This window comes from Neisseria sicca 4320 (assembly GCF_000193735.1).
GTDB lineage: Bacteria > Pseudomonadota > Gammaproteobacteria > Burkholderiales > Neisseriaceae > Neisseria > Neisseria sicca_E.
The window spans coordinates 59,997-72,149 of the sequence record NZ_AEPF01000108.1 but is presented as its reverse complement, the minus strand read 5'-3'; the positions used below and the strand labels follow the sequence as shown (position 1 = coordinate 72,149).

11 protein-coding genes are annotated in these 12,153 nt (G+C 51.9%); 7 read left to right on the top strand and 4 right to left on the bottom strand.

Translation table 11 applies throughout. From position 1 onward, the window contains the following. Window positions 1–203: 203 nt before the first annotated feature. Complete coding sequence (locus tag NSCA4_RS0109765) at window positions 204–1,613, bottom strand: MFS transporter (RefSeq protein WP_016687956.1); 1,410 nt, start codon at window positions 1,611–1,613, stop codon at window positions 204–206. 427 nt (window positions 1,614–2,040) lie between these two features. Here NSCA4_RS0109765 and NSCA4_RS0109760 point away from each other — a divergent pair, with 427 nt between their 5' ends. From NSCA4_RS0109760 to NSCA4_RS0109730, 7 genes are all read left to right on the top strand, one after another. Then, window positions 2,041–2,820, top strand: a complete 780-nt coding sequence (locus NSCA4_RS0109760; RefSeq protein WP_016687955.1) for a (Fe-S)-binding protein — start codon at window positions 2,041–2,043, stop codon at window positions 2,818–2,820. Then, a complete protein-coding gene (locus NSCA4_RS0109755; protein ID WP_016687954.1) occupies window positions 2,817–3,518 on the top strand; it encodes a LutC/YkgG family protein in 702 nt (233 codons plus the stop codon). The genes NSCA4_RS0109760 and NSCA4_RS0109755 overlap by 4 nt, the downstream gene beginning before the upstream one ends. Beyond that, window positions 3,515–4,969 (top strand): LutB/LldF family L-lactate oxidation iron-sulfur protein, encoded by a 1,455-nt coding sequence (locus NSCA4_RS0109750; RefSeq protein ID WP_016687953.1) that lies wholly within the window; start codon window positions 3,515–3,517, stop codon window positions 4,967–4,969. Before NSCA4_RS0109755 ends, NSCA4_RS0109750 begins: the two co-directional genes overlap by 4 nt. 303 nt (window positions 4,970–5,272) lie before the next feature. Continuing rightward, on the top strand, window positions 5,273–7,132 hold the full coding sequence (ilvD, locus tag NSCA4_RS0109745; RefSeq protein ID WP_016687952.1) for a dihydroxy-acid dehydratase: 1,860 nt from the start codon (window positions 5,273–5,275) through the stop codon (window positions 7,130–7,132). Between the two features lie 258 nt (window positions 7,133–7,390). After that, window positions 7,391–7,870: a 2-C-methyl-D-erythritol 2,4-cyclodiphosphate synthase gene (ispF, locus tag NSCA4_RS0109740; protein ID WP_016687951.1), complete on the top strand. Its 480-nt coding sequence runs from the start codon at window positions 7,391–7,393 to the stop codon at window positions 7,868–7,870. A 70-nt stretch (window positions 7,871–7,940) separates the two neighbouring features. Continuing rightward, a complete protein-coding gene (gene rpiA / locus NSCA4_RS0109735; protein ID WP_016687950.1) occupies window positions 7,941–8,612 on the top strand; it encodes a ribose-5-phosphate isomerase RpiA in 672 nt (223 codons plus the stop codon). 69 nt (window positions 8,613–8,681) lie between these two features. Continuing rightward, entirely contained in the window at window positions 8,682–9,404 is a 723-nt protein-coding gene (locus NSCA4_RS0109730; protein ID WP_029609717.1) for a thermonuclease family protein, read from the top strand. Between the two features lie 121 nt (window positions 9,405–9,525). Here the strand turns inward: NSCA4_RS0109730 and NSCA4_RS0109725 are convergent, their stop codons facing one another. The 3 genes from NSCA4_RS0109725 to NSCA4_RS0109715 form a co-directional block, all read right to left on the bottom strand. Then, the gene (locus tag NSCA4_RS0109725; RefSeq protein ID WP_016687948.1) at window positions 9,526–10,224 is read right to left on the bottom strand and encodes a DUF3108 domain-containing protein; all 699 of its coding nucleotides are present in this window, start codon (window positions 10,222–10,224) and stop codon (window positions 9,526–9,528) included. A 150-nt stretch (window positions 10,225–10,374) separates the two neighbouring features. Beyond that, window positions 10,375–11,001: a phosphoribosylglycinamide formyltransferase gene (gene purN, locus NSCA4_RS0109720; protein WP_016687947.1), complete on the bottom strand. Its 627-nt coding sequence runs from the start codon at window positions 10,999–11,001 to the stop codon at window positions 10,375–10,377. 225 nt (window positions 11,002–11,226) lie between these two features. Continuing rightward, a complete protein-coding gene (locus tag NSCA4_RS0109715) occupies window positions 11,227–12,048 on the bottom strand; it encodes an FKBP-type peptidyl-prolyl cis-trans isomerase N-terminal domain-containing protein (protein WP_016687946.1) in 822 nt (273 codons plus the stop codon). Window positions 12,049–12,153: the final 105 nt, after the last annotated feature.

Here is a 12,153-nt window from a genome sequence, read left to right as displayed (position 1 = left end):
TACAGATAGTAAGGCAAGGCGAGGCAACGCCGTACTGGTTTATAGGTAGGTGTTGGCGGGTAATGTTTGGACATGTCTGTATTGAATTTTGACTGATATTCAGGTGCGGTTTTTACTGTTTTCGTTAGTTGCTTTGCCGAATGGGTGTTGCGGGTAAAAGCGTGGAATATCTTTCAGACGACCTTTTGGGTTTTGGGATATGTTCAGTCGGTTAGGTTGCGTCCGTCGGAAATGTGCAGGCGGCTGAATATGGTGCTGGAGACGAGGGTAATCAAGCCTATGGAAAGCAGGGTAAGGCGGAATGAGAGGTGGAGGTTGCCTACGGTGAAGCTGCTTTGTGACCAGTTTTGCAGGATAAGTGCGCCGAGCGCAATGCCGAGGCTGATGGCGAGTTGTTGGTTGACTGCCATCAGGCTGTTGCCGCTGCCGGTTTGGTGCGCGCGCAGGTCGGCGATGGTCAGGGTGTTCATGGCGGAGAATTGGATGGAGTTGCAAGTACCAATCAGGAGCAGCAATGCAATCCAGATGATTAAAGACGTGTTCGCGTCGGGTAGGGCAAGCAGCATAATCAATATGGCGAGGAGGCGCGTGTTCCAAATCAAGACGTTGCGGTAGCCGAAGCGCGACATCAGGGGCTTGATGAGCGGTTTGACGGCAAGCGAGGCGAAAGCGACGGGTGCGACCAGCCAGCCGGATACGCTGGCGGCAAATCCGAAAGCGACTTGAAACAATAGCGGCAGCAGAAAGGGGACGGAACTGATACCGAGCCTGCTGAACAGGTTGCCTGTCAAACCCAGTCGGAAGGTGCGGACTTGGAACAAATCCGCCGCATAAATCGGGTTGGCGGCGGTTTTCATGTGGCGGTAGTAGAGCAGGGCGAATGCCGTACCGCCGAGCGCGAGCAAGAGCGAAAACCAAACCGCGCCAGAATGGGACACCATTTCCACTGCCAACATCAAGAGACACGCCGCCGAAGCGAAAGTCAGGTAGCCGCTCAAGTCCAGAACGGTATTTTCGCCTTTGACATCGGGCATAATCCGCCAGCCCAGCAAGACGCCGAGCAGCCCTATGGGCAGGTTTAGCAGGAAAATCCAATGCCAAGATGCGTATTCCACCAAATAGCCGCCGACCAAAGGACCGAATATCGGGCCGATCAGCGCGGGCATTACGGCGTAATTGATGGCGTTTAAGAGTTGGGATTTGTCGTACACGCGCAAAATCGTCAGGCGCGGTACGGGTACCAACATCGACCCGCCTATGCCCTGAATCACCCGCGCCATCACCAGCATGGGCAGATTGGTTGCCGCCGCACACAATGCCGAACCGAGCATAAAAATGCCGACCGAGCCGAAAAACACGTTTTTAGTGCCGAATCTGTCCACCAAATAGCCGCTTAAGGGAATCAGCAGGGCGACGGTCAGCGTATAGGAAATTGCCGCCAGCTGCATATTGAGCGGCGATACTTGGAAATCTTTGGCAATTTCGGGCAGGGCGGTGTTCAGAATCGTCGCGTCCAGCATCTGCATGAAAATCGCAATCGCCAAAAGCAGCGGCAGCCAGCGGGAAGGGCGGACGGGCGGCGTTTCCGAAACGTTTGATTCGGTTGTGTTCATAGGGTTGAATTGTAACTGATTTGGCAGGAGGTCATCTGAAAGAGGGTAGGGGTAACAAAAGGCAGCTATTGGCAAATAATATTGTCAATCTGATTCAGTTTTAGAATATTGTTTGATCAATGTGCTTTTAAGCGATGAGTTTCAGACGACCTTTGAAGTTGAGTGATGGAATGGCAGTCGTTATGGCAGCAGTGAGTTCATAAGCAATTTATTTCGGGTATTGTTTAATTATGAATATATTAGGTATTAATTATAATGATAATAATTAGCATATATGAAGACGATTCAAGATATGTGGGTATTAGGTCTTAGTAGTCATCCGATTCCAATATTATTTTTTAAAATTATACTTGACCGCCTACATGCAATTACTTAAAGTAGCCGTCTATTTATACAAAGAAAAACGGGTACTCCCGTTAACGAAAAAATGAGCGCAATCACCCCACCTAAAATCACTACATTCGACAGCAAGCCGACAGATGTCTATTTCTTCGGTACCTGCGTCCTCGATATTTTCATGCCTGAAGCAGGCATGGATGCCATTACCTTAATCGAGCAACAAGGTATTCGGGTTCATTTCCCGATGGCGCAAAGCTGCTGCGGCCAACCCGCCTACTCTTCCGGCCATCCGACCGAGGCGTTTGATGTCGCCAAAGCGCAACTCGATCTCTTCCCTGAAAACTGGCCGATCGTCGTACCGTCCGGCTCGTGCGGTGGCATGATGAAACATCACTGGCCTACTCTGTTTAAAAATACAGAATACGAATCCAAAGCGGTTGATTGTGCCAGCCGCATCATTGAGTTTACTCATTTCTTGCTTGCCATCGGCTACAAACCTGAAGACAAAGGCGAGCCGGTCAAAGTCGCCGTCCACACTTCCTGCGCCGCCCGCCGCGAAATGAACGTCCATATTTCAGGTTGGCAGTTGATTGACGGCATGGAAAACGTTGAACGCATCGTTCACGACCATGAAAGCGAATGCTGCGGCTTTGGCGGTACATTCTCTGTCAAACAGGCCGATATTTCCGGCGCGATGGTAACAGACAAAGTTGCCGCACTGAAAGAAACCGGTGCGACCGAAATTATTAGCGCGGACTGTGGCTGTATGATGAACATCGGCGGTAAAATCGCCAAGGACGAGCCGAATATGCCGCGTCCGAAACACATCGCATCCTTCTTGTTGGAACGTACCGGAGGCAAGGCATGAGCGCGCGCGAAAATATTTTGGCAAAACTGAAAAAAGCCGACGCTATGCCGATGGAAGAGCCTGCGGTTTTTGATTATTACCGTGAAATGGGTGTTTCTTGGGGAAGCGAAGTTGAACGTCTGAAACATTGGGCTGCCGCTATGCGTGCGGTCAAAACCGAAATTTATTGGGTGACCAAAACCAGCTGGCCGCAAGTATTCCGTCAAGCTGCCGAAGGCAAAGGTTTGAAAAACATCCTGCTGCCGTTGGCGACCGAACACGGACAAATTGCCCGTGCAGCACTGGTGGACAGCAATATCGAACCGATTGCTTTTGAGCGCGAAATCGATACTTGGAAAACCGAGTTCTTCACAAACATTGATGCAGGCTTTAGCGGCTCGCAATGCGGCATCGCCCGTACCGGTACGCTGATGCTGTTTTCCAGCCCTGAAGAGCCGCGTACTTTGAGTCTCGTTCCGCCCGTGCATTTCTGCCTGTTTGATACGGCGAAAATGTATAACGAATTTCACAACGCCGTCGAAGGCGAAAAACTGGTGGAAAACGGTATGCCGACCAATGTTTTCCTGATTTCCGGCCCGTCCAAAACCGCAGACATCCAGCTGACGCTTGCTTACGGCGCACACGGTCCGCGTGATTTGGTCATTCTCGCCATCCTGCCTGACCACATCTCCCCTGCCGATTTGGAGGAAAACGCATGACTACGCAAACCATCAAGTTCCACATGAAGCCGGAAACTTTCAAACAAAACGCCGCAATTTCCCTTCAAGACAAGCCTTTGCGTAAGAGTCTGCGTACCGCGATGGATATGCTGATGACCAAGCGCAAAGCCGTTTTGAGCGACGAAGAAGAGCTGCAAAGCCTGCGTGATTTGTGCGAACACATCCGTCAACGCTCATTGTCTAAATTGCCCGCCTTACTGGAGCAGTTGGAAGAAAGCCTGACTAAGCTGGGCGTGAAAGTACACTGGGCGGAAACTCCGGCCGAAGCCTGCGAAATCATCCACGACATCATCACTGCCAAAAACGGCAAGCTGATGGTCAAAGGCAAATCCATGGTCAGCGAGGAAATCGAGCTGAACCATTATCTTGAAGCAAAAGGCATTAAGGCGGTGGAAAGCGACTTGGGCGAATTTATCGTTCAAATGGCAGGCGAAAAACCGACCCATATCGTCATGCCCGCCATTCACAAAACCAAAGAACAGGTTAGCGAACTTTTCCACCAAAACCTCGGTACGCCGTTAACAGACGATGTAGACCAACTGACCGGCTTCGCCCGCAAAGCCCTGCGCGATATTTACAGTACTGCCGATGTCGGCTTAAGCGGCGTAAACTTCGCTGTTGCTGAAACAGGTACCCTGTGTCTGGTAGAAAACGAAGGTAACGGCCGCTTGAGCACTACCGTTCCGCCCGTGCATATCGCCATTACCGGTATTGAAAAAGTTGTAGCCAAGCTGTCGGACATCCCTCCCTTGTTCAGCTTGCTGCCGCGTTCTGCCATCGGTCAGAATATTACTACTTATTTCAACATGATTACCGGCCCGCGCCGCAGCGAAGAGCTGGACGGCCCTCAGGAAATGCACTTGGTTCTGCTCGACAACGGCCGCAGTCAAGCCTATGCCGAAGACCAAATGCGCCGCACCTTGCAATGTATCCGTTGCGGCGCATGTATGAACCATTGTCCGGTTTATACCCGTATTGGTGGCGCAGCTTACGGCACCACCTATCCCGGCCCTATCGGCGAGATTATCTCCCCACACTTGTTAGGCTTGGATGCAACCCGCGACTTGCCGACCGCCTGCAGCATGTGCGGCGCGTGTGTGGAAGTTTGTCCGGTGCGCATACCGATTACCGAGCAAATGCAGCGTCTGCGTGTCGAAGCGCAACGTTCGCCGACTGAAGTTGTACCGCATCCTATCCGCGGACAAGGCGCATCGCATACCTTCGGCGAACAAATGGCATGGCGTACATTCAACGGCATTTTCAGCGGCAGCAAAGCCTACCGCGCCTTCGGTTGGGCCGCTACCAAATTCCGTGCATTGACGCCGAGCAAGCAACTTGGCTGGACGGACAACCGTGTTCCGATGAAACCTGCCAAAAAAACGCTGCATGAAATGATGGCCGAAAAAATGCGCCAAAAAGAAAAAGCGTAAAGCTGAAAATCATAAGGGCAATGACCCATATTTGAACATAATATGTGTCTAAGTTTTTTCTTGTGAAAAGTTAAAAAGGTCGTCTGAGAAGCGTTTCAGACGACCTTCTGTTTATTGTTGAAGCAAACACAGGATAAGCAAATACTGCTTAGTTTTACTACAAAATAGCGGTTCTTTGCCAAACATAATTGGTATAAAATACCAAACTATTTTTATAGGCCGCAGGCAATCACTTCAGCGCATTTCAGAATGCGAAGCCTGCCTGTTAGGTACGGCCTCATTATATGAATAAAGGAATGCAAAATGCCAGACTACCGCTCCAAAACCTCTACTCACGGCCGCAATATGGCGGGCGCGCGCGCATTGTGGCGCGCCACCGGTGTGATGGAAACCGACTTCGGCAAGCCCATCATTGCCGTTGCCAACTCGTTCACCCAATTCGTCCCCGGCCATGTCCACCTGCACAACATGGGCCAATTGGTTGCCCGCGAAATCGAAAAAGCGGGCGCAATCGCCAAAGAATTCAACACCATCGCCATCGACGACGGTATCGCCATGGGACACAGCGGTATGTTGTACTCTCTGCCCAGCCGCGATTTGATTGCCGACTCCATCGAATACATGGTCAACGCCCACTGCGCCGACGCGCTGGTGTGCATTTCCAACTGCGACAAAATCACCCCCGGAATGCTGATTGCCGCCATGCGCCTGAACATCCCGACCATCTTCGTTTCCGGCGGCCCGATGGAAGCGGGCAAGGTTATCGGCGTGGCAAATATCCAGCCCGAACGCCGCTTGGACTTGATTGATGCCATGATTGAATCGGCGGACGACAATGTCAGCAACCAGCAAGTCGAAGAAGTCGAACAAAACGCCTGCCCGACCTGCGGCTCCTGCTCCGGCATGTTCACCGCCAACTCCATGAACTGCCTGACCGAAGCGCTTGGTTTATCCCTGCCTGGCAACGGCTCCTACCTTGCCACCCACGACGGCCGCAAAGAATTGTTCCTCGAAGCCGGCCGCATGATTGTCGAAATCACCAAACGCTATTACGAGCAAGACGACGAAACCGTGTTGCCGCGCAGCATCGCCAGCAAAAAAGCGTTTGAAAACGCCATGACCATGGACATCGCCATGGGCGGCTCCACCAACACCATCCTGCATTTACTCGCCGTCGCCAACGAAGCGGGCGTGGATTTCAAAATGGCCGACATCGACCGCTTAAGCCGCGTCGTCCCCTGCATCTGCAAAACCGCGCCCAACAACCACGACTACTACATGGAAGACGTGCATCGCGCGGGCGGCATCTTCGCCATCCTGAAAGAACTGGACAAAGCGGGCAAACTGCACACCGACGTGTACACCATCCACGCGCCGACGCTGAAAGACGCGATTGAACAATGGGACGTGACCAATCCTGAAAACACCCACGCCATCGAACGCTTCAAAGCCGCACCCGGCGGCGTGCGCACCACTCAAGCGTTCTCGCAAAACCGCATGTGGAAAACCCTCGACCTCGACCGCGAAAAAGGCTGTATCCGCAACGTCGAACACGCCTACTCGCAAGACGGCGGTTTGGCGGTCTTATTCGGCAACATCGCCGAGCGCGGCTGCGTGGTGAAAACCGCAGGCGTGGACGAGAGCATCCTCAAATTCACCGGCCGCGCCCGCGTGTTTGAAAGCCAAGAAGCCGCCGTCGAAGGCATTTTAGGCAACCAAATCATCGCCGGCGACATCGTTATCATCCGCTACGAAGGCCCGAAAGGCGGCCCGGGCATGCAGGAAATGCTGTATCCGACTTCCTATCTGAAATCCAAAGGCTTGGGCAAAGCCTGCGCCTTGCTGACTGACGGACGCTTCTCCGGCGGCACATCAGGCCTCTCCATCGGCCATGCTTCGCCCGAAGCAGCGGAAGGCGGCGCCATCGGCTTGGTGCACGAAGGCGATACGATTGAAATCGACATTCCCAACCGCAGCATCAACCTGAAAGTGTCCGACGAAGAACTCGCAAAACGCCGTGCAGAAATGGAAGCACGCGGCAGCAAAGCGTGGAAACCGGAAAACCGCGACCGCTACGTCTCCGCCGCCCTGCGCGCCTACGGCGCCATGGCGACCTCCGCCGACAAAGGCGCGGTGCGCGATGTGTCGCAAATCGAACGCTGATTCGGTATATTACAGGCAGGAGGTCGTCTGAAAACCTCCTGCCTTTTTTCCGATTTGAATCAATCTTTATCGCGAAACAGTATTTATAGCTTATCTATCGGCAATTTATTTTGCTGCTTGTGTCAGTATTGAAAGTACCAAGTAAATGTTGATGGCCAATCAGGCAGAAGGCCGCTCAAATATCGGATTTAGACATTAAATATGAGGTCATCTGAAAACCCGTTTTTCAGACGACCTGACATTGAAAAAGGACAAAATATGAATATCCGTATCGGACAGGGCTACGATGTCCACCAACTCGTCGAAGGCCGCGATTTGATTCTCGGCGGCGTAAAGATCCCGTTTGAAAAAGGCCTGCTCGGACATTCCGATGCCGACGCGCTGTTGCACGCGATCACCGACGCATTGCTCGGCGCGGCGGGCTTGGGCGACATCGGCAGCCATTTCCCCGATACCGCGGCCGAGTTTAAAGATACCGACAGCCGCGTATTGTTGCGCGAAGCGTATAAAAGCGTGCAGGCTTTAGGCTGGCGCGTTGTGAACGTGGACACGACCATCATTGCGCAAAAGCCCAAACTCGCGCCGCACATTCCCGCCATGCGCGCCAACATTGCCGCCGATTTGGGCATTCAGACGACCTGTGTGAACATCAAAGGCAAAACCAACGAAAAGCTCGGCTATCTGGGTCGCATGGAAGCCATCGAGGCGCAGGCGGCGGTGTTGCTGGAAAAAGCGTAAGCAGGCAAGCACAAACGGCATGAAAATGTTAACATAATCCTATTGACCCACATCCCATTAAGGAGAACTCATGGCTACTCAAGATGAATTGAAACGTATTGCCGCCGAGAAAGCGGTGGAATTCGTACCTGAAAACGAATACATCGGTATCGGTTCCGGCTCGACCGTCAATATGTTTATCGAAGCGTTGGGCAAAAGCGGCAAAAAAATCAAAGGCGCGGTTTCGACTTCTAAAAAGTCCAGCGAATTGATGGCGCAATACGACATCCCCGAAGTATCGCTGAACGATGTGATGGGGCTGGCTGTCTATATCGACGGCGCGGACGAAGTGAACCATATGCTGCAAATGATTAAAGGCGGCGGCGGTGCGCATCTGAACGAGAAAGTCGTCGCCAGCGCGTCCGACAAATTCATCTGTATCGCCGACGAGAGCAAGTATGTATCGCGTTTGGGCAAATTTCCGCTGCCCGTAGAAGTATTGCCCGGTGCGCGTTCGCTGGTGTCGCGCAAACTTTTGGCAATGGGCGGGCAACCTGAATTGCGCTTGGATTACACCACCTTTCACGGCAATCAAATCGTCGATGTCTATGACTTGAATATCGACCGTCCGCTGACTATGGAAGATGAAATCAACCGCATCACCGGCGTTCTCGAAAACGGCATCTTCGCGCGCAACGCCGCGGATTTGTTGATCCTGGGCACAGAGCAGGGCGTCAAAGTCATCAAACCCGGACAAAATTAAAGGTAATAAACAGCAAAGGTCGTCTGAAAACCAATTTCGGTTTTCAGACGACCTTATCATTCTCAAATGATGAAGATCACTACCATGCTCAAATGGCTGCCCGTTTTCCTGTCCGTATTGGGCGCATTGGGTTACGGCTCACGCGATACCGAACTTATTCGATCAAGCGTTCAGATTGTTTCCTATATTACAGACAGCCGTCATTTCGGCTTAGAGTCCGTCGGTGCGCTACTGACCGATACAATCAGGCCAAAGTCGTCTGAAAACGAACAGAGCAAGACCGGCATACACAAAAAAGCCCCTTATACTTATCACGGAAAAATCGCCAAAATCCACGACGGTGATACCCTTCACGTCATCGACGAAGACGGTGCAAAACACAAAATCCGCATGGCGTATATCGACGCGCCCGAGATTAATCAGGCATACGGTACGCGTTCGCGTGACAACCTGATTGCCGAAGCCGACGGCAAAAAAGTGAAAGTACGCGTATTCGAAAAAGACCGCTACAAACGCGAAGTTGCGCAGGTATCCGTTGGGACAACCGATTTGAACCTTATGCAGCTGCTCGACGGCGCGGCATGGCATTACGTCAGCTATGCCAAAAAACAGCAAAGCAAAACCGCCTATACCAGTTACGCCGCCGCCCAAAAGCAGGCAAAACAAAAACGTAAAGGTTTGTGGAACGGTAAAAATCCGCAAGCTCCGTGGGATTTTCGAAGGGAAGGGCGCGAGACACAAGAAAGAGGCGGAAACTCAAAATCGGAAGAAAACTGGTTGGGGATTTGGTAAGGAAATATAAAACAAGAGGTCGGCGGATTCGCATTTTGAAGTGCAACTTTCCATAACAGAAAAAGGCCGGCATGCGGTTGCACTTGAAATCCGAATCCGAGGAATTTTTTAGTTAAGAACTTCAAGGTTTGACGGGTTTGCCGTTGATGCTGACGGAAGTCAGTTTCAAATCGTAGGTTTTGCCGTCGTCGGTATAGCTGATTTGGGCGGGGATGTTGCCTAAGGCGGTGGCGAAAGAATAGGTAACAGTGTCGCCGCCGCGTTGTACGCGGTATTTTTCGATGGGTGTGGCTTTGCCGTTCAGGGTATAGCTGCCGCTGCCGATTTTGCTCATACCGCTGACGGGATAGATTTTTTTGCCGTTGGTGATACTCAGGCGGGCAGGCAGTTTTGCATCGTTGGCGGCAAGCTGCCATGCCAACGTGAATAAATCGCTGATGTTGCCGCCGACGGTTTCGGTTTGCAGCTCGCCTGTTTTACCGTAGGTAACCTGATTGCCTCTAAATTTGGCTTCGGCATAGGTTTTGCCGCCGCGGACGTCTTTGTAGTAACTCGGGCGGATGGTGTTGCCGTTGATGCTGCCGCCGGATTCGAAACGGATATGGTAGAGCGGAACTTTGATGGTCGAGACGACTTTGTAGCCTTTACCGTTGCGGGTAAAGGTCATGGTCGCGGGCAGGGTGAGTCCGTTGTAGTGTCCGGCATATTGCAGGGAGACGGATTGCGGTAAGTTGGCGGCATGGGCGCTAGAGATGAATACAGGTGATGCAAATGCAGCTATCGTCAGGTTTAGGGATAAAGCGCGAAGATAGGGTTTCATGGCATTCCTCTATATATATATATTTGATGTCGTGAAAAACGTTGTTTTGCAATCGGTTAAATCGATTATTATAAAGCTTAGTTCGTTAGGATATGAATAATTACTTATAGAAATGCAAAAGGCCGGAGTTTATCCGGCCTTTTAAGGGTTTTAAGCCAAGAGGGTTTGTCCTTCGGCGTTGCGTTCTGAATTAAACACGCGGTTGCCTTCGATCTTCAGACGACCTGCGACAAAATCGGCAACGGTTTGCGGGAACAGGCGGTGTTCGACGGTAAGGACGCGGGAGGCAACGTCGTCGGGTGTGTCGCCGTCAAGTATCGGGACGATGCCTTGCGAGATAATCGGACCGCAGTCCAGCTCGGGGGTCACGAAGTGGATGGTACAGCCGGCAACGCGGCAGCCGGCTTCAAGGGCGCGTTCGTGGGTGTGCAGACCGGTGAAGGCGGGGAGGATGGAAGGGTGGATGTTGATCAGGCGGTTTGGGTAATGGGCGCAGAATTCGGGCGTGAGGATGCGCATAAAGCCTGCAAGGACGACCAAATCAGGTTGATAGGCATCGATTTTCTCCATCATGGCTTGGTCGAAATCGAGGCGGCTGGGGAAGTCTTTGTGGTTGAGGCTGTCGGTGGCGATGCCGCGCTCGGCTGCCCAAGCCAGTCCGGCGGCGGTTGCGCTGTTGCTGAGGACGGCGGCGATGCGGGCGTCTGGAATGGCGGCATTGACGATGGCCTGCATATTGCTGCCGCGGCCGGAGATGAGGATAACGATGTTTTTCATGGTGTCGGGCTTTCGGTTTTTTTCAGGCAGTCATTGTATAGCAAAATAAAATCGGAATGCTATGCGTGATATTGATGGGAATCGGATTTGCAAAGGTCGTCTGAAACGGATAAAGCGTACCATTGCTGCCTGAAAACAGATAACGGCAGTTGGGAGTTGGGGGGGGATTTGTAATGAAAAATGCCCGAAACGGATTGGGTTCGGGCATTGGGTTAAAGCGCGGGCTTATTGGACTTTTTTGATGTCAACTTGATCGGGGGCAGGTTGGAAGTCTTCGGGTTTGCCGATTTTAACCAGCTTCACGTCGAATACCAAAGTGGAATTCGGACCGATTTTACCACCGGGAACTGCCTGATCGCGGTAGGCAAGTTTGGACGGGATATAGAATGTGGCTTCGCCGCCTTCTTTCAGGAGCTGGATGCCTTCGGTCCAGCCGGGGATGACTTGGCTGACGGGGAAGGTGGCAGGGCTGCCGCTGGCTTTGCTGCTGTCGAAGACGGTACCGTCAATCAGGCGGCCTTCGTATTCGACAACGACGATGTCGTCTTTGGTAGGCTGTTTGCCTTCACCTTCTTTGGTGATTTTGTATTGCAAGCCGGAAGCGGTGGTTTTCACGCCTTCTTTAGTCGCATTTTCTTTGAGGAACGCTTCGCCTTTCTCCAAGTTGGCTTTGGCATCGGCTTGAAGTTTTTCTGCGGCTTTGGTTTGTTGTTCGGTCAGGAATTTCATCATGACTTCTTGCGCTTGGGCTTCGGTCATTTTGCTTTCTTTGCCGTCATAAGAATCCTGCATGGCTTCGATGAAGACTTTCATATCGATTTCCGCACCTTGATCTTTCATTTGTTTCAAAGATCTGCCGATGTCCATACCCATTGCGTAGCTGGCTTGTTGGGTCGGTGTGCCGATGGAAGATGCGTCTGTTGCAGCAGAAGCTGCGGATGCGGGAGTAGAGGCAGCCGCAGGTGTATTGGCGTCTTTTTTATCGCAGGCGGTCAGTGCCAATGCGGCGGCGATTGCCAATGCGCTGAATTTGAAAGTTTTGTTCATAGTGTTTTCGTCTTTTGAAAGGTCAGTAAAAGAAAGTCGGGATTATAGCCCAGTTTGATTCAAAAGGAATCAAAGCTGTTTAAATTTTTGGCTTGGAGTGTAAAG

Excerpts from the sequence above, each read along its gene's own strand:
- rpiA (WP_016687950.1), top strand. The coding sequence starts at position 7,941 with ATGGCTACTCAAGATGAATTGAAACGTATTGCCGCCGAGAAAGCGGTG.
- NSCA4_RS0109730 (WP_029609717.1), top strand. The coding sequence starts at position 8,682 with ATGAAGATCACTACCATGCTCAAATGGCTGCCCGTTTTCCTGTCCGTA.
- NSCA4_RS0109755 (WP_016687954.1), top strand. The coding sequence starts at position 2,817 with ATGAGCGCGCGCGAAAATATTTTGGCAAAACTGAAAAAAGCCGACGCT.
- purN (WP_016687947.1), bottom strand. The coding sequence starts at position 11,001 with ATGAAAAACATCGTTATCCTCATCTCCGGCCGCGGCAGCAATATGCAG.
- NSCA4_RS0109715 (WP_016687946.1), bottom strand. The coding sequence starts at position 12,048 with ATGAACAAAACTTTCAAATTCAGCGCATTGGCAATCGCCGCCGCATTG.
- NSCA4_RS0109760 (WP_016687955.1), top strand. The coding sequence starts at position 2,041 with ATGAGCGCAATCACCCCACCTAAAATCACTACATTCGACAGCAAGCCG.
- ispF (WP_016687951.1), top strand. The coding sequence starts at position 7,391 with ATGAATATCCGTATCGGACAGGGCTACGATGTCCACCAACTCGTCGAA.
- NSCA4_RS0109725 (WP_016687948.1), bottom strand. The coding sequence starts at position 10,224 with ATGAAACCCTATCTTCGCGCTTTATCCCTAAACCTGACGATAGCTGCA.
- NSCA4_RS0109750 (WP_016687953.1), top strand. The coding sequence starts at position 3,515 with ATGACTACGCAAACCATCAAGTTCCACATGAAGCCGGAAACTTTCAAA.
- ilvD (WP_016687952.1), top strand. The coding sequence starts at position 5,273 with ATGCCAGACTACCGCTCCAAAACCTCTACTCACGGCCGCAATATGGCG.
- NSCA4_RS0109765 (WP_016687956.1), bottom strand. The coding sequence starts at position 1,613 with ATGAACACAACCGAATCAAACGTTTCGGAAACGCCGCCCGTCCGCCCT.